The following is a 22,716-nucleotide window of genomic DNA, read 5'->3' on the forward strand; positions in this document are numbered from 1 at the left end:
GCTTTCGGAGTGGCGAATGTGAGTCAGTCGCCGTGCCCGGGGGCGGAGGTGATGCGGTCCGGGCCGGCGTAGATGTTGAAGCGTTCGCCTCGCAGGAAGCCGACGAGGGTCAGGTTGAACTCTCTGGCCAGGTCGACGGCCAAGGAGGAGGGGGCGGACACGCCGCAGACCATGGGCAGGCCCGCCGCCAGGGCCTTCTGCATGATCTCGTAGCTGGTCCTGCCGCTGACAAGGAGGAGGAACGAGCTGAGCGGCAGCCGTTCGGACATCAGGGCCCAGCCGACGAGCTTGTCCACGGCGTTGTGCCGCCCGACGTCCTCCCGCAGGGCGAGCAACGATCCGTCGGCCGTGAACAGCCCCGCCGCGTGCAGGCCCCCGGTCTTGCCGAAGATGCCCTGCGCCTTCCTCAGCCGGTCGGGCAGCTCGTACAGGACCTCGGCGGGCACCGGCGGAAGCACCCCCGGCGACGCTCCCTCCGGCCTGCCTTCCCCCGAGGAGGCCGGTTCCAGGCAGGCGTGGCGGTCCCGGAGCGCTTCGAGGCTGGCGGTACCGCAAACGCCACAAGCGCTCGATGTCAGGAAATGTCGTTGCATAGTGGGTAGGTCGGGGAGCGTCGCCCCGCGCAGCCGTACCGTGACGGTGTTGTAGCGCGCCTCCGGCGGGAGGTCGTCGTCGGTGCAGTACGCGATCGAGGCGATGTCCTCCGGTCCCGCGATGCCCTCGCCCGACAGGAACCCGGCCGCCAGCTCGAAGTCGGCGCCGGGCGTCCGCATGGTGATGGCCAGGGTGCGGGTGGCGCCCCCCGCCGTGATCCGGATCTCCAAGGGCTCCTCGGTGGCGAGATCGTCCCGCCGGTCGCGTGCGGCCCCGCCGGAGACCTCGCGTACGCGAACCCGAGTCGTCGGCCCCGGTCGCACATGCCCAGCGGACGTCCTCACCTGATCTTCACGACCGTGCTTCTCCGCCCCCCGGGCCCCCCGGGCATGGTCCTTCGGAGCGTGGCCGGTGGTCATGGCGCGGTCTTTCTGAGCGTGACGACGGCGTTGTAGTCGGGGATCCGCGCGTCGGGGGAGCGGCGGGCGACGTCCAGCAGGACGTTGCCCTCCGGCCAGTGGATCTGCAGGTTGCCCGGCGTCAGCGGCGCCCGCATCACGCGCCCGGCGAACCGTCCGGCGGCGCCGGTCAGCTCCACCTCGGCGCCGTCGGGCAGCCCGAGCCGGTCGGCGTCGTACGGGCTCATCAGCACGGCCTCGCGGGTGGCGCCGTTGAAGCCGTCACGCCGCTCGTGGACCATGCTGTTGAACTGCTTGCCGCGCCGCGTGGCGACCATGAACGAGCCGTCCGGGCGCTCCAGCCGGGGTGGCTCGACGGGCGAGAAGTGCCCGAGACCGTCGGCGGTGGGGAAGCGCCCGCCGGGACAGAGGTGCCGCCCGCCGTACTGCACGTTGTCGCCGAACTTCGCGAGCCCGGCGATGCCCGCGTAGAACGGCACGGCGTCCTCGATCTCCCGCCGGATCTGCGGCGTGCCGTCCGGATAACGGATCTTGTCCGCCAGCTCCGGCCGGGCGCGGGCGGCCAGCTCGGTGAAGATCTTCCACTCCGGCCACGCCTCCCCGATGCGCGGCCCCCGCACCTCGGGGGAGAAGATGACGCGGCGCTCGGTCGAGGTCTCGGTCACCCCGCCCTCCATCTCGTACCGCGTCTGGGCGGGGAGCAGGAGGACGTCGCCCTCCGACTCCACCAGCATCTGGCTGGACAGCACGATGTCGACGTGGACCCGGAGCGGGAGCCGGGACAGCGCGTCGCGGCAGTAGGCCGGGTCGGGCAGCACCTCCAGGAAGTTGCCCCCGGAGGAGATCAGCACGTCCAGCTCGCGCTCGTGGGCCGCGTCGATCATGTCGGTCGCGGTGAGCCCAGGCGTGGAGGGAACCTCGAAGCCCCACTTCTCGCTGAACCTCCCGGCGTTCTCGGGGGTGATCGGCAGGCCGCCGGGGAGCCCGGTGGCGTAGGCGCCCATCTCGGCGCCGCCCTGCACCCCGCTGTGCCCGCGGATCGGCATGAGCCCGCAGTTGTCCCGCCCCACGAAACCCCTGGCGAGGGCGAGGTTCACGATCGAGCGCACGTTGTCCTCGCCGTACGAGTGCTGGGTGATGCCCATCGACCACACCAGCACGGCGGACTTCGCCTCGCCGAGCAGCTTGGCCAGCTCGTACATCTGGTCGCGCGTGGCGCCGCTGAGGGCCTCGAGCGTCTCCCACGACTGCCCGGCGACGGCCGCCCGTACGTCCTCGAAGCCCGAGGTGTGCCGGTCGATGAACGCCTTGTCCAGCCAGTCGTTCTCGACGAGGTGCTTGAGCACGCCGTTGAGGAAGCCGATGTCGCCGCCGACGTTCACCCCGAAGAAGTCGTCGGTGATCTTCGTGCCGAACAGCGCGGACTCGGCGTTGGACGGTACCCAGTAGCGCTCCATGCCCGGCTCGCGGTAGGAGTTCACCATCGCGATTCGGGTGCCCGCCTTCTTGGCGTGGAAGAGGTACTTCATCGCGACGGGCTGGTTGTTCGACGGGTTCGACCCGATGAAGACGATCAGGTCGGAGCCGATCCAGTCGGTGTAGGAGCAGGTGGTCGCGGCGGCTCCGATGGTCTGCTTGAGCGCGACCGTCGAGGGTGAGTGGCAGATGCGCGCCGCGTTGTCGACGTTGTTCGTGCCGAGTGCCCGCACGGCCTTCTGCGCCGCGAAGTAGTTCTCGTTGGGGACGCCCCGGCTGGTGAGATACACCCCGAGCCTCGCGCCGCGCAGTTGGGACGCGGCCAGGCCGAGCGCATCCTCCCAGCTCACGCGGGTGAAGCCGGGCTCGCCCCTGCGCCTGAGCATGGGGTACGGCAGGCGGCCGAGGTCGCGCAGCTCCGCGCTCCTGAGCTTGGCCAGCGGGGCCACGTCGGCCAGCACCGAATGGTCCAGCGGGGGCATGGTGTTCAGCTTGAGCAGCCGCAGGCGGATGTTGCACAGGTGGATCTCGTCCATGGTCCAGTCGCGCATGCCCCGGGTGCCGAGGGCGCAGCCATCGCAGGTGCCCTCGTTGAGGATGCGCCAGGCGAAGCGCCGGTTGCCCTTGACCGACCGGAACGCCTTCCACAGCTCTAGATAGTTGTTGGGCTTGCGCTCGCCGATGCCGAAGGGCTTCCAGCTCGCCCAGTTCCGAGGGTCAAGACGCTTGCTCACCGGACGTTCACCTGTTTCTTCTGCCTGCCTGCCTGCCGGTCATTCCCGGGGCGTACTCATAGGATCACCTTTCACCCGGTTTTTGACTAACCCGGGATCACGCCGGCATCGGAGGCCGGTTGGTCACCCACGGTCAAAATTATGGTGGCGGTACGTAGTGTTCGCTGGTCGTAACGGTAAGCGGGCCTCGCCGCACCGCGCGAAGGAGGAGGATGGAGACGTGCTTGACTCGCCGTACACCGATCTCGACCGGCCGCCGCTCTCGCAGGCGGCGCTGACCCGCGCCGTCATCCGGCCGGGCGGCCTCTGGTCCCAGCTGACCGTCGTCGACCGCACCGGGTCCACCAACGCCGACCTGGCCCAGCTCGCCCGCGACGGCGCGCGCGAGGGCGCCGTGCTGATCGCGGAGCTCCAGCTTGAGGGGCGCGGCCGGCTCGGCCGCGTGTGGACCGCCCCCGCGCGCTCGGGGCTGACCTTCTCCCTGCTGCTGCGCCCGGCGGTCCCCCCGGCCAGGCAGGGATGGATCACCCTGCTGGTGGCCCTGGCCGCCGCGACCGCCATCCGCCGCGTCGCCGGCCTCGACGTACGGCTGAAGTGGCCGAACGACCTGCTCGTCGGCGAGCGCAAGATCGCGGGCGTGCTCGCCGAGCGCGTGGAGGGCGCGATCGTCGTCGGCATGGGGCTCAACGTGTCGGTGCGCGCCGACGAGCTGCCGGTCACCACCGCCACCTCGCTGGCCATCGAGAACGCCGAGTGCACCGACCGTGACCCTTTGATCAGGGCCGTGCTCCGGGAGATCGAGTCGCACTACCGCGACTGGCTGGCGGCCGACGGCGACGCCGACGCGTGCGGGCTGCGGTCCGCCTACACCGCGATGAGCGCCACGGTCGGCCAGGAGGTGCGGGTCGAGCTTCCCGGGGAGCGCCTGCTGAGCGGCGTCGCCACCGGCGTGGACGGCTCCGGCTACCTGGTCGTGCGTGCCGACGGCGTCGATCACGCCCTCAGCGTGGGCGACGTGGTGCACGTGCGGCCCGCCCCGCGCTAGGACGGCTCTTCACGTCAAGATCGGGCCAAGAGAACGCCCGGGTTGGCGGGGCATCCGCCCCGGCGCGAAAGATGGGGAAGACGTGGGGGAGATCGGCGTGCCACGATTTGCCCCATGGGTCTCCCTGAACATCATCTGACGGCGGGGGAGCGGGTCGTGCACTCGTTCCATCCGCACTGGAAGCGCCTGATACTCCCCTTCTTCGCGCTGATCCTCGTCATCGCCGCTTCGAGCGCGGCGTTCTACTTCATTCCCGTGGACTACGAGTACGCCCGCTACGCGTGGCTCGCGGTGGCCGTCGTGTCCGTGGTGGCGCTGGCGCTCTGGTCGTTCATCCCGTACCTGCGGTGGAAGACCACGTCGTACACGCTCACGACCCACCGGTTCAACATCAGCACCGGCATCCTGAGCAAGTCCGACGACGACATCCCGCTGACCAAGGTCAACAGCGTCAGCTCCGACCAGACCTTCGTCGAGCGCATGCTCGGCTGCGGCACCCTCGTGGTCGAGTCCGCCTCCGACAAGGGCGAGATCAACCTCAGGGACATTCCCAAGATCCAGGCGGTCAGGTCGGAGCTGTTCCGGCTGGTGGAGGACGCTTCCGACGGAGACATCGACGGTCGGTGAGATATGCCCCGGACGTGGCGTAACCTCCTGAAGGTGCGTGAGACCGAGACCGCGGGACGTCCGACAGCCGAGCAGATCGAGCGGCTGTTCGTGGGCTCCGCGCCTCGTCATACGCGCGGGGAGGTGGCGAGGCGGGCCGGGGTCCCCTCGGAGCTCGCCCAGCGCATCTGGCGCGCGCTCGGGTTCGCCACGCCCGCCGACGACACCCCCGCCTTCACCGACGCCGACGTGGAGGCGCTGCGCCGCGTGGCCGGCATGCTCGGCGGCGAGCTGATCGACGAGACCACGGTCGTACGGATGGCGAGGGCGCTCGGCCAGACCACGGCCAGGCTCGCCCAGTGGCAGGCCGAGATCATGATCGGGGCGATGCTCGGCCCGGCGGAGGCGCCGACCGACAAGGAACTGGCCGACCTCCTCGCGATCTCCCGCAAGCTCCTGCCCGAGTTCGAGCGCCTGCTCGTCCACGTGTGGCGGGCCCAGCTCGCCGCGGCGGGCACCCGCCTGCTCACGACCACCGACCTGAACACCGAGACGGTGCCGGGCCGCCTGACCCTCGCCGTCGGGTTCGCCGACCTGGTCTCCTTCACCCAGGTCTCCCGCGAGCTGGACGAGCAGGGCCTGGCCGAGCTGGTGGAGAACTTCGAGTCCATCACCTCCGACGTCGTCGCCGCGCACGGCGCCCGGGTGGTCAAGACCCTCGGTGACGAGGTGCTCTTCACCGCCCCCACGGCGGAGACGGCGTCGCGCGTCGCGCTGGAGCTGGTCGACGCGATCCGCGACGCGGGCAGGGAGGTGCGCGTCGGCCTCTCGTACGGCCCGGTGCTCCCGATCATGGGCGACGTCTTCGGGACGACCGTGAACCTCGCCGCGCGGCTGACCGCGATAGCCCACCCGTGCACGGTGCTCGTCGATCCGGGCATGGCGGAGGCGATCGAGGGCAGGCCGGGGATCGCGGCCCAGCGCATCCGCAGGCGCCCGGCCCGCGGCCTCGGGATGATCCAGCCCTACGTACTACGCCGGTCTTGACGGCCGCACCGGTCGTCAACATTCTGAACGCCATTGATGTGTCGATGCACGTTGATGTAGGTCGATAAATGGAGGGACCCACATGCCGTACGAAGTCCAGGGTGTGATAGCGGGGGGCAAGGGCGAGGCCGTGTCGGTGCAGACCGTCATCGTCCCCGACCCGGGGCCCGGCGAGGCCGTCGTGAACGTGCAGGCCTGCGGGGTGTGCCACACCGACCTGCACTACCGCGAGGGCGGGATCAACGACGAGTTCCCCTTCCTGCTCGGCCACGAGGCCGCCGGCGTCGTCGAGGCCGTGGGCACCGGCGTCACGAGCGTCGCCCCGGGTGACTACGTGATCCTCAACTGGCGCGCCGTCTGCGGCAACTGCCGGGCGTGCCTTCGGGGCCGCCCGTGGTACTGCTTCGCCACCCACAACGCCGCCCAGAAGATGACCCTCGCGGACGGCACGGCGCTCAGCCCCGCCCTCGGCATCGGGGCGTTCGCCGAGAAGACGCTGGTCGCCGCGGGGCAGTGCACCAAGGTCGACCCCGATGCCCGGCCCGCCGTGGCCGGTCTGCTCGGCTGTGGCGTGATGGCGGGCCTCGGCGCCGCGATCAACACCGGCGGGGTGTCCCGCGGTGACTCGGTCGCCGTCATCGGGTGCGGCGGGGTCGGCAACGCGGCGATCCTCGGGTCGTCGCTCGCGGGCGCCGCGAAGATCATCGCGGTGGACGTGGACGACCGCAAGCTCGGCCTCGCGGGCCAGTTCGGCGCGACCCACACCGTCAACTCCAAGACCGCCGACCCGGTGGAGGCGATCCGCGAGCTCACCGGCGGGCACGGCGCCGACGTCGTCATCGAGGCGGTCGGCCGCCCCGAGACCTACAAGCAGGCCTTCTACGCCCGCGACCTCGCCGGCACCGTCGTGCTCGTGGGCGTGCCGACTCCGGACATGACGCTCGACCTGCCGCTGCTGGACGTCTTCGGCCGGGGCGGCTCGCTGAAGTCCTCCTGGTACGGCGACTGCCTGCCGAGCCGCGACTTCCCCATGCTCATCGACCTCTACCTGCAGGGCAGGCTCAACCTCGACGGGTTCGTCTCCGAGACGATCGAGCTGGACCAGGTCGAGGACGCCTTCGCCAAGATGCACCGCGGCGAGGTCCTCCGCTCGGTGGTGGTCCTGTGACCATCGGCAAGCTCGTCACCTCGGGCACCTTCACGCTCGACGGCGGCACCTGGGACGTCGACAACAACGTGTGGTTCGTGGGCGACGACCACGAGGTGGTCGTCATCGACGCCGCCCACGACGCGCAGGCCATCCAGGAGGCGGTGGGCGGCCGCCGGCTGAAGGCGATCATCTGCACCCACGCCCACAACGACCACATCAACGCCGCCGGGGCGCTGGCCGACGCCACGGGCGCCCCGATTCTGCTGCATCCGGCCGACGCCGTCCTGTGGGAGATGGTGTACGGCAGCGCGCGGCCGTACGAGCCGCTCCACGACGGTGACGTGGTCGAGGTGGCCGGCACCGCCCTGCGCGTGCTCCACACTCCCGGCCACGCCCCTGGGGCCGTCAGCCTGTACGTTCCCGACCTCGGAGCCGTCTTCACGGGGGACACGCTCTTCTCGGGCGGGCCGGGGGCCACCGGGCGGTCGTACTCGTCGTTCGACACGATCATCGACTCCATCAGGGACCGGTTGCTGGTCCTGCCTCCCGAGACCGTCGTCCACACCGGTCACGGCGACTCGACGAGCATCGGGTCCGAGGCGCCCGATCTGGAGAAGTGGATCGCCCGGGGCCACTGACCGGCCGGAAGTCACTGACATCGCCTGCCGGCATGCGCACGGCAGCGCGAGGTCAGTGACACAGCGGCGCCTCAATGACGGGGTGAAGGCAGCGTCAGTGTTAGCCAGGTCACGTAGGCAAGCCTTAGCTTTATGGGTTACCTTAGGTGTGCCTAACCTACCTTCCCCCGCCGTGAGAGGCACTCCTCGCATGTACGTATGCATCTGTCAGGCCGTGACCGAGCACGATGTTCACGCCTGTATCGCCGCAGGTGCGAAGACCGCTCGCCAGATCCGTGACACCACGGGAGCGGGCAGGGACTGCGCGACATGCGTCCGGAAGATTTGTGCAATGCTGAAGCGATCTGAGGAACTTGTCGCGACCGCATAGATCAAGGGGCTTGCACATGCAGGGGGACAAAGACATCATCGCTCTGCTGAACGAGCAGCTGACGTCAGAGCTCACGGCGATCAACCAGTACTTCCTCCACGCCAAGCTGCAGGAGCACTGGGGATACACCAAGCTCGCCGCGTACACCAGGGCCGAGTCCATCGACGAGATGCGGCACGCCGAGGTGCTCACCGACCGCATCCTGATGCTCGAAGGCCTGCCCAACTACCAGAAGCTCGGCACTCTCCACATCGGGCAGACCGTGAAGGAGCAGCTGGAGGCCGACCTTCAGCTGGAGGTCGAGGTGGTCCAGCGCCTGCGTCCCGGCATCCAGCTGATGCGGGAGCGCGGCGACGCGACCTCGGCCCGCGTCTTCGAGGGCATCCTTGAGGACGAAGAGCACCACATCGACCACCTCGAGACCGAGCTGCAGTTGCTGAACACCCTCGGCGAGGCGCTCTACCTCCAGCGATTCGTGGAGCTTCCGGGCGGCTCGGACTCCGGCTCCTAGCGTCCCGCCGGATTTCTTTAGCACAATTTTGCCGATGCCACCGAGACCGGTGACAGAAGCCCAGCCCACGACACGGCCCGCCCGGGTTTTCCGGCGGGCCGTCGGCGTCTCTCCGCGTGTCCCCGGCGTGTCCGGGCGTGTCGGGACCGCTCGGCGCGGATAGCCGTGGTGCGCTTGGGGTACCAGGTTAGTGCGGGAGGGCTCATCCCCCTTTCTCCGTCTTTGCCCAGGTCAATTGGTGGGTCAACGACAAGTCAAACCGCGCGCTGTACCCGGGAAACGATCGCCTAAGGTCCTACGATCGCTTTATGACCTGCGTACTTCTCGCCGAGGATGACACCTCGATCTCCGAGCCCCTGGCGCGCGCGCTGCGCCGAGAGGGCTATCAGGTGGAGGTGAGCCCCGATGGCCCGCAGGCCCTGGAAAGGGCTCTGTCCGGGGGCGTCGACCTCATCGTGCTTGACTTGGGCCTACCCGAAATGGACGGCCTGGAGGTCGCCCGCCGCATTCGCGCCGAAGGGCACGGCACGCCCGTGCTGATCCTGACGGCGCGCGTCGACGAGGTGGACACCGTGGTCGGTCTCGACGCGGGAGCCGACGACTATGTGACCAAGCCGTTCCGGCTCGCCGAGCTACTCGCCCGTGTGCGGGCGCTGCTGCGGCGCGGCACCTCTGAGACCCCCGTGGTCCAGGGCGTGCGCATCGACGCCGACTCGCGGCGTGCCTGGATGGGAGACAAGGAGCTGCATCTGACCACCAAGGAATTCGACCTGTTGCGCGTGCTCGTACGCGACGCGGGCAAGGTCGTCACCCGCGAGCAGATCATGCGTGAGGTGTGGGACACGAACTGGTGGGGTTCGACCAAGACCCTCGACATGCACATCTCGTGGCTGCGCCGCAAGCTGGGGGACGATGCCGCCAAGCCGCGTTACATCACCACGGTTCGTGGAGTTGGCTTCCGATTCGAGCGCGAATAGCCCATAGCTAGATGCGCCGTAGGTTGCTGTCTTCGACATTGGTAGTCGCGGCCATCGCGGTCCTGCTCCTGGGTGTCCCGCTCGGGCTGGTGGTGACCCGCCTCATCAACGACGAGGCGGTCCAGCAGCTCCGGGCACAGGCGACGCTGCTGCTCAGCCAGGTGGAATACGCCCGCATCGAGGAGCGGCCCATAGATCCCGACGAGCTGCAGCGGCAGTATCCCAACAGGTATGTCCAGATCTTCATCCGCAACAGCCCGACGGTCATCGTCGGTACGGAGCCGCCCCCCGATCGGCAGATGACCGAGGAAACCCATTCCGAGAGTGGGGTCTACGTCCGGATAACGCGTGACCGAGCCCAGGTCGAGCGGAACATCCGGGGGTGGCTCCTGCTCATCGTGGCCCTGGCCGGTCTCGCGCTGGCGGTCGCGGTGTCGCTCGCCGTCGTGCAGTCACGCCGGCTCACCCTGCCGCTCCTGGATCTCGCCAGGATCGCGGAGCGGCTGGGCTCCGGTGACGCCCGGCCGAGCAGGCACCGCTACGGCATACCCGAGCTCGATCGGGTGGCCGAGGTGCTCGACCGCAGCGCCACCCGCATCGCCGACCTGCTGAGCCGCGAGCGGGAGTTCGCGACCGACGCCTCCCACCAGCTGCGCACGCCCCTCACGGGGCTCACCATGCGGCTGGAGGAGATCGTGGCCGCGGCCACCCAGCCCGCGATCGTCCGCGAGGAGGGCGAGGCGGCGATCGTCCAGGCCGAGCGGCTCACCGCCGTCATCGACGAGCTCCTCGCCGCCGCCCGGCGGCAGCGCCACGCGCAGGCGGAGGCCATCTCGGTCGACGAGGTGCTGCGCCAGCAGATCACCGAGTGGGAGCCGGCATTCCGCAGGTCAAGGCGGTCGCTCCATCTTGAGGGAAACCGCGGCCTGCGCGCGCTCGTCAGCAAGGGCGGGCTGAGCCAGGTGGTTTCGACGTTATTGGAGAACTCCCTGGAGCACGGCGACGGCCCGGTGACGATCACGACGGGCAGCTCGGACAAATCGATCGTGATAGAGGTGGCCGACAGGGGGCCGGGCATCCCCGAGCACCTTCGCGCCCGCGTGTTCGACCGCAACGTCAGCGGCGCCGGCGGTACGGGGCTCGGGCTGACGCTGGCCCGCGCGCTCACCGCCTCGGACGGCGGGCGCTTAGAGCTGGTACGGCCGCGACCGGCGGTGTTCGCGCTCTTCCTGCGCCCCGCCGACGAGACGGCGCGGCACCGTGTGGTCAGCGGCCCGGCGTGATGCCGCTCGCGGGGTCAGGGCCTGGTGGCCCGCTCCGGCGGGGGCGAGGTCGGTGGCGAGAAGGTGGCGTGGTTGCCGTCGCCGTTCAGACGGGCGGGATCCCCCAGCCGGATGCCCGGAGCGCCCGGGGGCGGTGGCACGACGCCCTGAGAACCCTGGTGAGAGCTGTGGGGCGACACCTCGCCCGTCTCGGGAAGCCCGGTGTGCGGGTCGACCGGCGGCAGCTCCGGCGGCAGGAACACCCACTTCTTGTACGACCAGAAGCGGAACAGCGTGCCGAGTGCCGTGCCGATGATGAGCGAGATGTTGTAGCTCAGCGGGTCGGCCATCTTGAGCGTGTACTCGACGAAGCCGATGATGAGCAGCGAGATCAGCAGGCCGATGCCGTTGAGCACGAAGAACAGGAAGTACTCGCGGGCCAGGCCGGTCTGCTCGCGGTGCCGCCACGTCCAGTAGCGGTTGGCGAGGTAGGCCAGCGTGGCGGCGACCACGGTCGCGATGACCTTGGAGGTCAGCGGCCCGAACTGCACCCCGTACCGCAGGAGGTTGGTGCCGCCGAAGTCGACCACGAAGGCGGCGGCGCCCACCGTGCCGAACTTGGCGAGCTCGCGGAACAGCGAGGAGAACCTGTCATACAGGCGACGTATGAGCTGCACAACAGTCCTTCCTGGGGTCCGGAGCCCCATCAGGTTACCGGTGCTACGGCAGGCCTCGCTTCCAGTCACACAAGCTCGTCAAAAAGACCGTTTCAGCAAATATCCGGACTTTCACGGGTAGTAACTGACATGGTGCGCTAGGCTGCGCCGCAGATCGCAAAGGTGTGCCCTGGAGAGGTGGCTCCGAGCGTGCTGCGCCGACTTGTCGCTCTGGGAATCAGTGCCGCCCTGCTGACAGCCTGTGGCGCACAGGCCGACGGTCAGCCTGACCGGACGGCGCCCCCCGATGCCGTGAGCGCCCCCGCCCAGACCGTGGGTCCCGAGGATGCCGCCACCGCTTTCGCCCTGCTCAAAGAGCTCGACGAGGCTTGGAAGAAGCACGACTGCGCCAAGGTCGCCTTCCTCACGACCTCGGCGGAGAGCGAGCTGGGCACCCGCGCCTGCGAGGCGGTCAGGAAGGGCCGCCCTGCCCCCGCACCGCTCGACTACGGCGACGTCGACTACTTCCTGCCCGACCGTCCCGCGGAGCATCCGTGGTTCGTCGTGCTGGCCCACGAGCCCAAGCTCTCCTACTTCGTCTTCGCCCGGGAGGAGGACCGCTGGCGGCTCGCGTACGGCCCCATCAGGCTCCTCGGGGCCGCTCCCGAGCTGGACGCCCAGCAGACCACCCGTGTCGTGCCCACAGATGATCCCGAGGACGGGGTCCGCGCCCGGCTCGTGCCGCAGAAGCACCTGGCCTTTCTCTCCGACCGCGCGGGGCTGAGCGGCGTGCGGTTCGCCGCGGGCGACCCGATGCGCGCCCTGCTCGCCGAGCTGGTCAAGAAGCCGGGCACCGTACGGCCAGACCGGCTCAGCTCCGATGTGCAGCTCGTGCCGTCCGAGACCAGGGCCCTCGGGCTCGCCGACGGCGGCGCGCTGGTCTTCCACGCGCTCAAGATCGTGTACACGCAGAAGACAGGCGCCCGCAGGCTCGCCCACCCGGTGTTCGGCGCGGACGCCGTACGGGCCTTCACCGGCAAGCCGAACCCCACGACCATCCACGCCGGCGAGGTCGTCGTCCTGGCGACCAAGGTCACCGCCGACGGCAGGCTGACCACTGTGGCGATGACCAGAGGCCTCGCCGACATCACCGCCTGACCTTCACCGGCCCCGCGTACGGGCAACCGGCCGACAGCACGGCCACCTGATGGTCCTGGGTAGGGTTTGAGCTTGTGACCAGTGTTGTGACCAGGGGCGAAACGCCTCCCATCGGGCCTGTCGTCGGCATGGTCGGCGCGGGCCAGCTCGCCCGCATGACCCAGCAGGCGGCCATCGCCCTCGGCGTCGAGCTGCGCGTCCTCGCCAACTCCCTCGACGAGAGCGCCGCCCGGGTGATCGCCGACACGCGGCTCGGCGACTACCGCGACCTCGCCGTCCTGCGCGAGTTCGCGGCCGGCTGCGACGCGATCACCTTCGACCACGAGCACGTGCCGACCGGCCACGTCCAGGCCCTCGCCGCGGACGGCCTCGCCGTGCACCCGGGCGCAGAGGCGCTCGTGCACGCGCAGGACAAGGCCGTGATGCGCGAGCGGCTCACCGCGATCGGCGTCCCCTGCCCCGCCTGGGCCCGGGTCTCGTCCGCCGACGACCTCGAGGGCTTCGGCAAGGAGCACGGCTGGCCGATCGTGCTCAAGGCCGTGCGCGGCGGCTACGACGGCCGGGGCGTGTGGGTCTGCTCGTCGGTGGAGGAGGTCGGTGAGGTGCTGGCCAGCGGCACCGAGCTGATGGCCGAGGCGTTCGTGCCGTTCGAGCGCGAGCTCGCCGTGCTCGTCGCGCGGTCGCCGCACGGCCAGGGGGTCAGCTACCCGGTCGTGGAGACCGTCCAGCAGGACGGCATCTGCGTCGAGGTCATCGCGCCCGCGCCGGGGCTCGACCCCGAGGACGCCGCGGTGGCGCAGCACACCGCACTCAAGATCGCCAACGAGCTCGGGGTGACCGGGCTGCTCGCGGTGGAGATGTTCCAGCTCCCGGGCGGCCGCATCGTGGTGAACGAGCTGGCGATGCGCCCGCACAACAGCGGCCACTGGACCATCGAGGGCGCCCGCACCTCGCAGTTCGAGCAGCACCTGCGCGCCGTCCTCGACCTGCCGCTGGGCTCGCCCGCCCCTGCGGCGCCCGTCGTGGTCATGGTCAACGTGCTCGGCGGGGAGGATCCCGGCGTCTTCGGCCGGTACGAGCACGTGATGGCCCACGACCCGGGCGTGAAGATCCACTTTTACGGCAAGGAGGTGCGTCCCGGCCGGAAGATCGGGCACGTCACCGCGCTCGGCACCGACCTCGACGAGGTGCGTGCCCGCGCCCGCCACGCCGCCGTTCACCTCGCCACGGGAGAGTACGTCTGATGGCAGCGGATCCCGTGGTCGGCATCGTGATGGGCAGCGACTCCGACTGGCCGGTGATGCGGCTCGCGGCCGAGGCGCTGGGTGAGTTCGGCGTCCCGTTCGAGGCCGATGTGGTCTCCGCACACCGCATGCCCCAAGAGATGATCGCCTACGGCGAGCAGGCGGCGTCCAGGGGGCTCCGGGTGATCATCGCGGGCGCCGGGGGAGCCGCTCACCTTCCCGGCATGCTGGCGGCCGTGACCCCGCTGCCGGTGATCGGCGTGCCGGTGCCGCTGAAGTACCTCGACGGCATGGACTCACTGCTGTCCATCGTGCAGATGCCCGCGGGGGTGCCGGTGGCCACCGTGGCGATCGGCGGCGCCCGCAACGCCGGGCTGCTCGCCGTCCGCGTCCTCGCCGCCGCGTCCGAGGAGCTGCGCGCGAAGATGACCGATTTCCAGGCCGCTCTCAGGGACCAGGCGCATGCCAAGGGCGCCCGGCTCCGCGCCGAGGCCGAGACCCTGGCAGACCCGGGCCCGAAGGGCTAGGCGCGCTCCTGACGGGCTGCGCGGCCTCTGGCCGGGGTGAGCGCGCGGCCTCACCGGTCTCGCTCGCTACGGGCGGCCCAGCGCGCGGTAGTGCCAGCCCGAGGCGCGCCAGGTCTCGGCGTCCAGCGCGTTGCGGCCGTCCACGATCTTGCGGGCGGCCACGACGCCGCCGAGCTTCTCGGGGTCGAGGTCGATGAACTCCTGCCACTCGGTCAGCAGCAGCACGACGTGCGCGCCGCGCGCGGCGTCCAGTGCCGAGGACCCGAACCCGAGGGTCGGATGGGCCCTGCGGGCGTTGGCGAGCGCCACCGGGTCGTAGATCGTGACCTTCCCGCCCTGCTCGCGGATCTTGACGGCCACGTCCAGGGCGGGGGAGTCGCGGATGTCGTCGGAGTTGGGCTTGAACGCCGCCCCGAGCACCCCGACCGTACAGCCGCGGAACGAGCCGCCCGCCAGCTCGCGGGCCAGGTCGACCATGCGGGCCCGGCGCCGCATGTTGATCGCGTCCACCTCGCGGAGGAACGTCAGCGCCTGGTCGGCGCCGAGCTCGCCGGCGCGTGCCATGAACGCGCGGATGTCCTTGGGCAGGCAGCCGCCGCCGAAGCCGAGACCGGGGTTGAGAAACCGGCCGCCGATGCGCTCGTCGAACGACAGCGCGAGCGACAGGTCCTTGACGTCGGCGTGCGCCGCCTCGCAGACCTCGGCCATCGCGTTGATGAAGGAGATCTTGGTGGCCAGGAAGGCGTTGGCGGCCACCTTGACGAGCTCGGCCGTGGGGTAGTCCGTGATGATCAGAGGGGTGCCCTCCGACAGCATGGGCTCGTACACCTCGCGCATGACCTTCTCGGCCTTGTCGGAGACGACGCCGAGCACGATGCGATCGGGATGCATGGTGTCCCGCACGGCGAAGCCCTCGCGCAGGAACTCGGGGTTCCACGCGAGCTCCACCAGCTCTCCGGCCGGCGCGAGCCGTACGAGCTTGTCGGCGAGGCGCTGGGCGGTGCCGACCGGCACGGTCGACTTGCCGACGACCAGGCACTCGCGGGTGAGGTGGGGGGCGAGCGACTCGACGACCGCGTCCAGGTAGGACACGTCGGCCGCGTACTCGCCCTTCTTCTGCGGGGTTCCTACGCAGACGAAGTGCACGTCGCCGAACTCGGCGGCCTCCTCGTAGGAGGTCGTGAAGCGTAGCCGCCCCGACTCCAGCCCGCGCTGGAGCAGCTCCTCAAGGGCTGGCTCGTGGATGGGAAGCTCGCCGGCCTGCAGGCTGGCGATCTTCGCGGGATCCACGTCCAGCCCGAGCACTTCGAAGCCCAGCGCGGCCATGCACGCCGCGTGCGTGGCACCCAAGTATCCGGTCCCCAGGACCGTCAGGCGGTAGGACACGAGCGTGCTCCTTCCATGTACGGCTGTCGACCCAATCTTTACCGTTACGTTGCCGAGGCATGTTACCGGCCCCCCTACCTCCTGCAACAGTACAAAAGGGACATTTCGCCAGAGGGGTGACTTCCATATACCCCTGCTTCAGCATCCGTATTGTTGGACGTCCTACTATTTGTCCATGAGCTTCCCTCTCTACGCGCCCGCCGAAGAGCACGAGATGCTGCGTGAGACCGTGCGGGCCCTCTCCGACGAGAAGATCGCCCCGCACGCCGCCGCCGTCGACGAGAACGGCGAGTTCCCGTGGGAGGCGTACAAGGCCCTGGTCGCCGCCGACCTGCACGCCGTGCACATCCCTGAGCAGTATGGCGGTGCGGGGGCCGACGCGCTCGCCACCGTGATCGTCATCGAGGAGGTCGCGCGGGCCTGCGCGTCGTCCTCGCTGATCCCGGCCGTCAACAAGCTCGGCACGGTGCCGCTGCTGCTGTCCGCCTCCGAGGATCTCAAGCAGCGCTATCTGGCTCCCGTGGCTCGCGGTGAGGGCATGTTCTCGTACGCCCTGTCCGAGCCCGAGGCCGGCTCCGACGCCGCCGCGATGAAGACGCGCGCGGTCCGCGACGGCGACCACTACGTGCTCAACGGCACCAAGATGTGGATCACCAACGCGGGCGTGTCGGAGTTCTACACGGTCATGGCCGTCACCGACCCCGAGGCCGGGGCCCGGGGCATCTCCGCGTTCGTCGTCGAGAAGGACGACGAGGGCGTGAGCTTCGGCGCCAAGGAGAGGAAGCTCGGGATCAAGGGCTCGCCCACCCGGCAGGTCATCCTGGAGAACGTGCGGATCCCCGCCGACCGGATGATCGGCGAGGAGGGAACCGGCTTCAAGACCGCCCTCGCGACCCTCGACCACACCCGCATCACCATCGCCGCCCAGGCCCTCGGCATCGCCCAGGGCGCGCTCGACTACGCCATCGGCTACGTCAAGGAGCGCAAGCAGTTCGGCAAGCCCATCGCCGAGTTCCAGGGGCTGCAGTTCATGATCGCCGACATGGCGATGAAGCTGGAGTCCGCCCGGCAGCTCACGTACGCGGCGGCGGCCAAGTCCGAGCTCGCGATGCACGGCCAGAAGGCCGCCGACCTCACCTTCTTCTCCAGCGCCGCCAAGTGCGCCGCCTCCGACGCCGCCATGGACATCACCACCGACGCCGTCCAGCTCCTCGGCGGCTACGGCTACACCCGCGACTACCCGGTAGAACGCATGATGCGCGACGCCAAGATCACCCAAATCTACGAGGGCACCAACCAGATCCAGCGCATGGTCATCGCCCGCCAACTCCTCAAGTAGCCCTTTGAACAGCTAAAACCCGGTCCGGGAGAGGTTCCCGGGCCGGGTTCGTGCTCTCGGTCGATGATCTTATGAGTGGGCCTGTTCCGTCCCTGTTCCATGGGACACCGCGCGCGGACGGAACAGGCGGCCGTCCATCGCCTCGCGGGCACGGTCGTGAGAGCCCGGCATCATGTGGGCGTAGACGCGGAGGGTGAAGCCGGGATCCGCGTGGCCGAGGTACTCGGCGAGTTCCTTGATCGACACGCTGCCGGTGAGCATCACACTGGCGTAGTAGTGCCGTAGCTGGTGTAAGCCCTCCTTGCGGCTCGTGGCGAACCGTCGCCGCGCTCTATGATCCTTTTCCGGCTGCGGGATGACTCCGGCCGCCGCGATGGCGGGCTTCCACACGAGTTCGCTGTAGCTGCGAGCCTTGATGAACGTGTCGTCAGTCCAGCGGAACAACAGATTGTGCGTCCGGGGCTTCCCTGAAAGCTTCTCCCACGGCAGCGTGCAGACGAGCGGGGGATACTTTGCGCTCCTGCCATGCTGTGACCATGTCCATCAGCTGCTCTGCGGAGCGGTGCACGTAATCGGGCCTGTGGCGCCTTCGGCCAGTTGCTCGGTGTACGCGCTGATCTTGTGGGTGACCATGCCGAGAGACTCGGTGAGCTGTTCGATCTGCGCGGTGACCTGGTCACGATGTTGCCGCAGGAGGGTCAGCAGGTGCTCTTCGTTGCCCGCACCCCGCCTCACGAGGTCCGCGTACTGGCGGATGGCGGGCAGCGGCATGCCGGAGGCGCGCAGGTTGACGCAGAGGTGAAGCCACTCCACGTCCCTGTCACTGTAGACGCGCCGGCCACTGGGGCCCCGCCGTACGGGGGCGACCAGGATGCCCTCGCGCTCGTAGAAGCGCAACGCGTGGACGCTCAGGCCAGTGCGTTCGGAGACCTGCCCGATGCTCAGGCCTGGGTTCGTTTCCGGCATGAGGTCAAGGTTAGGGCTTGATCTAGAGTCGGCTCTAGCTCGTAGGCTCCGACGCATGCCCATCCCGCCCAATGCGCTGCGGGGTTGTCTCCGGCGTTTTCGCGGTATTTCGAGGAGCTGATGATGCGTTACCGCGTTCTCGGCGGCACCGGCATCGAAGTGAGCGTCCACTGCCTGGGCGCCATGATGTTCGGCGCGGTCGGCGATCCCAGGCAGCCGTACGGGTCCCCAGGTGCCGGCGCCCGGCGTTGCCCGCCCACATCCCGAGCAAGGAAGCTCTTCACCCCGGTTTCGTGCACCTGATCTATGGCCTGCACGCATGGCCGATGGCTGTGGATGTAGGGGTGGTAGTCCCAGCCGATCGTGACCTCGAACCGGCCACCCTCCTCAAGTCGGCACCTCAGTCCCTCCCCGCGCGACATTGCTCGTACCAGTTCCAGCCCGGCCGTGAGTGGCACCTTAAGTACGCCCGACATGGATAGCCAGGAGATGATTCAACATGAAGTACCGCACTATTGGCAGTGATCCGATGACTCGCCGTGATGTCAGCGTGCTGAGCCTTGGCGCGATGCTGTTCGGTACCGCCACCGACGAGGCGACGTCGTTCGCCATCCTTGACCGCTTCGTCGAGGCCGGCGGGAATTTCATCGACACCGCCAATAACTACGCCTACTGGGTCAATGGCACTCAGGGGGGTGAAAGCGAAACCCTGCTCGGCCGCTGGCGACGCAGCCGCAACGTCACCGATGAGATCGTCATCGCCACCAAGCTCGGAGGGCGGCCCAACGCTCCGGCGACCGGCCTCAGCCACGACCTTGAGGGCTTGTCCGCCCAAGTGATCCGGGAATCCTCGGAGCGGAGCAGGGAACGGCTCGGCGTGGACAAGCTGGACCTCCTGTACGCACACGCATACCTCGAAGGTTCCAAGGTGCCGCCGGAGGAGACCGTCGAGGCATTCGCAGGTTTGGTCCAGGAGGGCACCGTGGGTCTCCTCGGGGCGAGCAACCACTGGGCCTGGCGACTCGAGCGGGCCCGGAACCTGGCGGCCACGGCGGGGCTGCCCGGCTATGAAGTCCTGCAGTACCACCACTCCTACCTGCGTCCGCGCACCGATCTGCCGACGCTGCGCTCCCAGGACGGAAACCTCGGTGTGGTCGGCGGGAACCTGCTCAGCTATCTGAGAGCCGAGCCCGCACTCACGCTGGTCGCCTACTCGCCCTTGCTGGGCGGCGGCTACGTACGTGAAGACAAGCCGCTCGATGCCGCGTTCGACCACCCAGGCACACCCCAGCGTCTCGCGGCACTGCAGGAAGTGGCGAAGGAGACAGGAGCGACCGTCAACCAGGTGGTGCTCGCCTGGCTCATCGGCGGCGATATTCCGATGATCCCGCTGGTCGGAGCCTCCTCAGTCGAGCAGCTGGAGGAGAGCCTGGCTGCAGTGGACCTGGAGTTGACGGCGGAACAGCAGGCGAAGCTCGACGCCGCGTACTGACACTCCACCACATTCGGCATCCTTCGCACCGAGTGATGAAGGTGCCCATACGTCGCTATGTACATGGAGACGAGGAGAGCCGCACATGCCTGGACACGCGTGAGCCGGGATGCTCCTCGAGCCGGTGCCGACGCGGATCGGAGACGCCCCGACTCCCGTTCCGTGAGTTTCCCATGCGCGGATCTTGCTAACGCAGGTGCTAACAGCAGCCCTGGACGCCGATAGACAGCGGTAGAAGACGATCAGGACGATGTGGGCCCTGAGCAGGAATTCAAGAGCACCAGTGGACGTCGTAAGACGATCTCGAACTGGCTAAGGATCCGAAGGTGCCTGGCTGGTGTTCTGCTTGTCCCGGCTCCAGATTTCGGTGCATCGAGGGAGGTCCTCGATGCCTCCGCCTTCGGGGATCATGCCCCAGAGGAAGGGGACCAGGTACTGAGGCGGTTCGCCCAGGAGCACGGCTAGTTCGTCCTCGGTGACGGTGAGGGTGAATGCCGAACTCGGTTGCCCAGGGTTCCATCCCTGTTCGATGGCCCGCCGGATGCATCCGGCGACGAGGATGGGGCGGACCGCGATCGTCCGTTCTCCGAGCCAGTTGTCCGGCCGAGCGCAGGGAAGTGATACCACGAGAACACACCCCGGCTCCGCGGTCCGCTCAACAGTGACGGTGAGGGGACTCCAGCCGTTGCCCTGGCAGTAGGTGGGCCTGTGCCGGATCCGCCAGCGGAAGGCGGTGCCGTCGACGTTGATGCGCCGTGAGCCCTTCCTGGGCATCGCCACAGGCGCCTCCAAGCTTCTGCTCTGTTCCGTCGCTGTTCCGTGGAAGTACCAAAAGCAGCGAGAAGCGACGCGAGATGCCCGCAAGCGTAACCGCTGCTCATCCCCATGATCGAATTGTTTCCCAGGTGCCCTGATCAAGGCCCCTGAACAGCAAGAACCCGGTCCGGAGGAAGCTCCCGGACCGGGTTTGCGGTGGGGACGGATGATCTTGAAGGGCGATCTGTTCCGTCCGTGTTCCGTGAGACATCGCGCTCATGGATGGAACAGGCGACAGCCTGTCAGCCCTGAGCGCCATCACGGGAGTGGCTCAAGTGGTGGGCGTAGACATGGAAGGTGGGGCCGCCGAACGCGCAGCGCGTTACGGCTGATGACCTCCTGGCGTAACGCTCGTACTGGTGCCAACAGGCGGGTCGGGCATCTTCACTTCCCGTCGCCGTGAAGAAGGCGGCGGAAGCCATCAGGACGGCGAGAAAGGTGCCGCCGGCCGCCCCGAGGGCGCTTAGTACCTCGCCCCCCAGTTCTCGGGTGACGCAGAATGCAACGAGCGCACCAATGAGAGCCATCATGATGGAGTGGACGAGCCAGTGGAGGACTCGTGCGGCATGAACCGCCGCTCGCCCGGGGACGGCTGGCCCGGGGGAGTCTGGCCACCACGGGTACGGTGCCCGGCAGTCGATGGGAGCGCTCGTCACGTGAGAGTTCCAGCCCGAGCCGTATCTGGACGCCGATGGCGGCATCGCGCTCAGAGCCATGATCGTGGTGGCTGCCGCTGAACCTCCGCATCCCTGCGGAGACCATCCGCTGCCGTATGTGGGTCGCGGTGGTGTGGGGGGTTTTGGGGGGAGTTGGGGTGGGAAGAGCGTTTCGTACTTCCGGTCGCCGCACAGGAGGGGATCCGTGCGCGGACGACATCTGACCGATCAGGTCTCCGGGGTACCTTCCGATCAGGGGTGACGGCGATGGCTCCATGGCATGTGCGTGATTTCCGGGAGGATGATCTGGATCAGGTCGTCCGGCTGCTGGAGGAGTCGCGGGAGACGGCGGCCGAGCCGGTGGTGACCTTGGCCGAAGCCGTGGGGGCGATTCGTGGCGGTATGCCGGCGGTCGTGGCCGCCGTCGGGGCGCGGCTCGTGGGCACCGCGGTGTCCCTGGCGGCTGAAGATCGCGCGTGGGTGCTGCGCCTGGCCATCGATCCCGAGTGGCGTGGTCACGGCATCGGGTCCGGCCTGCTCTCCGCACTGGAGGAACGCCTGGCCCAGAGGCGGGTGCGCCGCATCGGGGCGCTGCTGCCGGCGCACGAGACCGGGGAGGCCGCGTTCATGAACTCCGGCTACGCGAGCCGGCCCGACGCCACCTACTTCGAGAAGGTGCTGCCCACTGCTCCGGCGGAGGCCACCATCCTCGACCAGATCGGCGGCACCGTTCCCGAGACCGGCCTGTGGGAGCGGATCGCGGGCATGGACGCGGAGAAGACGCTCATCGAGCGCCGGCTGGTGATGCCCTTGGAGCACCGTGACATCGCGGAGCACTACGGCCTGGAAGCCGCCCGGGCCGTCGTCCTGTTCGGCCCGCCGGGCACGGGCAAGACGACGTTCGCCAGGGCCGTCGCGTCGCGGCTGCGATGGCCGTTCGTCGAGGTCTTCCCGTACCAGCTCGCCGCCGATCCGAACGGCGTCGCGGGAGCGCTGCGTCAGCTGTTCTCCCGGGTCGAGCATTTGGAGCAGGTGGTCCTGTTCTTCGACGAGGCTGAGGAGATCGCCTCCGAGCGGCGCGATCCGGCGTCCCTGGCCCACCGGATCACCAACGAGCTGCTCAAGCTCATACCGGTCTTCCGCCGCCGCGACCGGCGGTTGCTGATCTGCGCCACCAACGCGGTGCGCAGCATGGATCCGGCCTTCCTGCGGCCGGGCCGGTTCGACTACCTGATCCCGATCGGCCCTCCGGACGCCGACGCCCGCCGGGCGATCTGGACCCGTTACATCGGGCCCGACCGTCTCGCGCAGGTGGACCTGGACGCCCTGGTCGAGGCCAGTGCCCGGTTCACCCCCGCCGACATCGAGTACGCCGCCCGTACGGCCGCGCAGACGGCCTTCGAGCGCCACCTCGCGACGGCGAGGCAGGGATCCGAGGCGGCGCGCCCCGACCGTGCGCAGGTCACCGGTGACTACCTGGACGCCATATCGGGCACCCGGTCCTCGCTGACGGACGAGGACATCACGGCCTTCGACCGCGATCTGCGAACGGCGGCGCGGGTGTAGCCGCGGGCGAGCTGGTCCCCGCCGGGCGGGGGACGGTGGCCTGGTGGGGCGGCGGTAGCCTGGGACCGGTTTGGGAGGCCG

At 69.0% G+C, this 22,716-nt stretch carries 23 protein-coding genes; 16 read left to right on the plus strand and 7 right to left on the minus strand.

All coding sequences use genetic code 11. The annotated features are described in order from the left end of the window. Positions 1-23: 23 nt before the first annotated feature. Both fdhD and OG589_RS43615 read right to left on the minus strand, forming a co-directional pair. Entirely contained in the window at positions 24-917 is an 894-nt protein-coding gene (gene fdhD / locus OG589_RS43610) for a formate dehydrogenase accessory sulfurtransferase FdhD (protein ID WP_405152239.1), read from the minus strand. 92 nt (positions 918-1,009) lie between these two features. Beyond that, positions 1,010-3,223, minus strand: a complete 2,214-nt coding sequence (locus OG589_RS43615; protein ID WP_405144810.1) for an FdhF/YdeP family oxidoreductase — start codon at positions 3,221-3,223, stop codon at positions 1,010-1,012. Positions 3,224-3,443: 220 nt separating this feature from the next. Here OG589_RS43615 and OG589_RS43620 point away from each other — a divergent pair, with 220 nt between their 5' ends. The 9 genes from OG589_RS43620 (at position 3,444) to OG589_RS43660 (ending at position 10,850) form a co-directional block, all read left to right on the plus strand. After that, on the plus strand, positions 3,444-4,268 hold the full coding sequence (locus OG589_RS43620; RefSeq protein ID WP_405144811.1) for a biotin--[acetyl-CoA-carboxylase] ligase: 825 nt from the start codon (positions 3,444-3,446) through the stop codon (positions 4,266-4,268). Between the two features lie 114 nt (positions 4,269-4,382). Next, positions 4,383-4,895 (plus strand): PH domain-containing protein, encoded by a 513-nt coding sequence (locus tag OG589_RS43625; protein ID WP_405144812.1) that lies wholly within the window; start codon positions 4,383-4,385, stop codon positions 4,893-4,895. Positions 4,896-4,928: 33 nt separating this feature from the next. Beyond that, a complete protein-coding gene (locus OG589_RS43630; protein WP_405144813.1) occupies positions 4,929-5,921 on the plus strand; it encodes an adenylate/guanylate cyclase domain-containing protein in 993 nt (330 codons plus the stop codon). An 82-nt stretch (positions 5,922-6,003) separates the two neighbouring features. Beyond that, positions 6,004-7,089: an S-(hydroxymethyl)mycothiol dehydrogenase gene (locus OG589_RS43635; protein ID WP_405144814.1), complete on the plus strand. Its 1,086-nt coding sequence runs from the start codon at positions 6,004-6,006 to the stop codon at positions 7,087-7,089. Then, the gene (locus OG589_RS43640; protein ID WP_405144815.1) at positions 7,086-7,709 is read left to right on the plus strand and encodes an MBL fold metallo-hydrolase; all 624 of its coding nucleotides are present in this window, start codon (positions 7,086-7,088) and stop codon (positions 7,707-7,709) included. Before OG589_RS43635 ends, OG589_RS43640 begins: the two co-directional genes overlap by 4 nt. A gap of 190 nt (positions 7,710-7,899) precedes the next feature. After that, positions 7,900-8,079 (plus strand): bacterioferritin-associated ferredoxin, encoded by a 180-nt coding sequence (locus OG589_RS43645; RefSeq protein WP_405144816.1) that lies wholly within the window; start codon positions 7,900-7,902, stop codon positions 8,077-8,079. 16 nt (positions 8,080-8,095) lie between these two features. Further along, positions 8,096-8,590, plus strand: coding sequence for a bacterioferritin (bfr, locus tag OG589_RS43650; RefSeq protein ID WP_405144817.1), 495 nt, complete (start codon positions 8,096-8,098; stop codon positions 8,588-8,590). 308 nt (positions 8,591-8,898) lie between these two features. After that, a complete protein-coding gene (locus tag OG589_RS43655; RefSeq protein WP_030451323.1) occupies positions 8,899-9,567 on the plus strand; it encodes a response regulator transcription factor in 669 nt (222 codons plus the stop codon). 11 nt (positions 9,568-9,578) lie between these two features. Continuing rightward, the gene (locus OG589_RS43660) at positions 9,579-10,850 is read left to right on the plus strand and encodes an ATP-binding protein (RefSeq protein ID WP_405144818.1); all 1,272 of its coding nucleotides are present in this window, start codon (positions 9,579-9,581) and stop codon (positions 10,848-10,850) included. Between the two features lie 14 nt (positions 10,851-10,864). Here OG589_RS43660 and OG589_RS43665 read toward each other — a convergent pair whose 3' ends face one another. Continuing rightward, positions 10,865-11,506 (minus strand): GtrA family protein, encoded by a 642-nt coding sequence (locus OG589_RS43665; protein ID WP_405144819.1) that lies wholly within the window; start codon positions 11,504-11,506, stop codon positions 10,865-10,867. A gap of 189 nt (positions 11,507-11,695) precedes the next feature. On the opposite strand from OG589_RS43665, the gene OG589_RS43670 reads away from it, so the two are divergent. From OG589_RS43670 to purE, 3 genes are all read left to right on the plus strand, one after another. Further along, complete coding sequence (locus OG589_RS43670; protein ID WP_405144820.1) at positions 11,696-12,643, plus strand: hypothetical protein; 948 nt, start codon at positions 11,696-11,698, stop codon at positions 12,641-12,643. 74 nt (positions 12,644-12,717) lie between these two features. After that, complete coding sequence (locus tag OG589_RS43675) at positions 12,718-13,887, plus strand: 5-(carboxyamino)imidazole ribonucleotide synthase (RefSeq protein ID WP_405144821.1); 1,170 nt, start codon at positions 12,718-12,720, stop codon at positions 13,885-13,887. Continuing rightward, complete coding sequence (purE, locus tag OG589_RS43680; RefSeq protein ID WP_405144822.1) at positions 13,887-14,414, plus strand: 5-(carboxyamino)imidazole ribonucleotide mutase; 528 nt, start codon at positions 13,887-13,889, stop codon at positions 14,412-14,414. The genes OG589_RS43675 and purE overlap by 1 nt, the downstream gene beginning before the upstream one ends. A gap of 66 nt (positions 14,415-14,480) precedes the next feature. Here the strand turns inward: purE and OG589_RS43685 are convergent, their stop codons facing one another. Then, entirely contained in the window at positions 14,481-15,800 is a 1,320-nt protein-coding gene (locus OG589_RS43685; protein ID WP_405144823.1) for a UDP-glucose dehydrogenase family protein, read from the minus strand. Between the two features lie 175 nt (positions 15,801-15,975). On the opposite strand from OG589_RS43685, the gene OG589_RS43690 reads away from it, so the two are divergent. Continuing rightward, a complete protein-coding gene (locus OG589_RS43690; protein ID WP_405144824.1) occupies positions 15,976-17,139 on the plus strand; it encodes an acyl-CoA dehydrogenase family protein in 1,164 nt (387 codons plus the stop codon). Positions 17,140-17,208: 69 nt separating this feature from the next. Here the strand turns inward: OG589_RS43690 and OG589_RS43695 are convergent, their stop codons facing one another. Beyond that, positions 17,209-17,583, minus strand: coding sequence for a tyrosine-type recombinase/integrase (locus OG589_RS43695; RefSeq protein ID WP_405144825.1), 375 nt, complete (start codon positions 17,581-17,583; stop codon positions 17,209-17,211). A 99-nt stretch (positions 17,584-17,682) separates the two neighbouring features. After that, entirely contained in the window at positions 17,683-18,105 is a 423-nt protein-coding gene (locus tag OG589_RS43700; protein ID WP_405144826.1) for a MerR family transcriptional regulator, read from the minus strand. Positions 18,106-18,228: 123 nt separating this feature from the next. Between OG589_RS43700 and OG589_RS43705 the strand changes: the two genes are divergently transcribed. Both OG589_RS43705 and OG589_RS43710 read left to right on the plus strand, forming a co-directional pair. Next, on the plus strand, positions 18,229-18,408 hold the full coding sequence (locus OG589_RS43705; protein ID WP_405144827.1) for a hypothetical protein: 180 nt from the start codon (positions 18,229-18,231) through the stop codon (positions 18,406-18,408). A gap of 196 nt (positions 18,409-18,604) precedes the next feature. Beyond that, positions 18,605-19,597, plus strand: coding sequence for an aldo/keto reductase (locus tag OG589_RS43710; protein ID WP_405144828.1), 993 nt, complete (start codon positions 18,605-18,607; stop codon positions 19,595-19,597). 312 nt (positions 19,598-19,909) lie between these two features. Here the strand turns inward: OG589_RS43710 and OG589_RS43715 are convergent, their stop codons facing one another. Continuing rightward, the gene (locus OG589_RS43715; RefSeq protein WP_405144829.1) at positions 19,910-20,377 is read right to left on the minus strand and encodes a hypothetical protein; all 468 of its coding nucleotides are present in this window, start codon (positions 20,375-20,377) and stop codon (positions 19,910-19,912) included. A gap of 845 nt (positions 20,378-21,222) precedes the next feature. Here OG589_RS43715 and OG589_RS43720 point away from each other — a divergent pair. Next, positions 21,223-22,635 (plus strand): ATP-binding protein, encoded by a 1,413-nt coding sequence (locus tag OG589_RS43720; RefSeq protein ID WP_405144830.1) that lies wholly within the window; start codon positions 21,223-21,225, stop codon positions 22,633-22,635. Positions 22,636-22,716 lie beyond the last annotated feature (81 nt).

The sequence above is a fragment of the Sphaerisporangium sp. NBC_01403 genome, assembly GCF_045040145.1.
In the GTDB taxonomy this organism is placed as follows: Bacteria; Actinomycetota; Actinomycetes; order Streptosporangiales; family Streptosporangiaceae; genus Sphaerisporangium; species Sphaerisporangium viridialbum.

Coding starts and splice junctions, on each gene's coding strand:
- OG589_RS43625 (WP_405144812.1), top strand. CDS start 4,383: ATGGGTCTCCCTGAACATCATCTGACGGCGGGGGAGCGGGTCGTGCAC.
- OG589_RS43635 (WP_405144814.1), top strand. CDS start 6,004: ATGCCGTACGAAGTCCAGGGTGTGATAGCGGGGGGCAAGGGCGAGGCC.
- OG589_RS43645 (WP_405144816.1), top strand. CDS start 7,900: ATGTACGTATGCATCTGTCAGGCCGTGACCGAGCACGATGTTCACGCC.
- bfr (WP_405144817.1), top strand. CDS start 8,096: ATGCAGGGGGACAAAGACATCATCGCTCTGCTGAACGAGCAGCTGACG.
- OG589_RS43655 (WP_030451323.1), top strand. CDS start 8,899: ATGACCTGCGTACTTCTCGCCGAGGATGACACCTCGATCTCCGAGCCC.
- OG589_RS43660 (WP_405144818.1), top strand. CDS start 9,579: ATGCGCCGTAGGTTGCTGTCTTCGACATTGGTAGTCGCGGCCATCGCG.
- purE (WP_405144822.1), top strand. CDS start 13,887: ATGGCAGCGGATCCCGTGGTCGGCATCGTGATGGGCAGCGACTCCGAC.
- OG589_RS43690 (WP_405144824.1), top strand. CDS start 15,976: ATGAGCTTCCCTCTCTACGCGCCCGCCGAAGAGCACGAGATGCTGCGT.
- OG589_RS43700 (WP_405144826.1), bottom strand. CDS start 18,105: ATGCCGGAAACGAACCCAGGCCTGAGCATCGGGCAGGTCTCCGAACGC.
- OG589_RS43705 (WP_405144827.1), top strand. CDS start 18,229: ATGCGTTACCGCGTTCTCGGCGGCACCGGCATCGAAGTGAGCGTCCAC.
- OG589_RS43710 (WP_405144828.1), top strand. CDS start 18,605: ATGAAGTACCGCACTATTGGCAGTGATCCGATGACTCGCCGTGATGTC.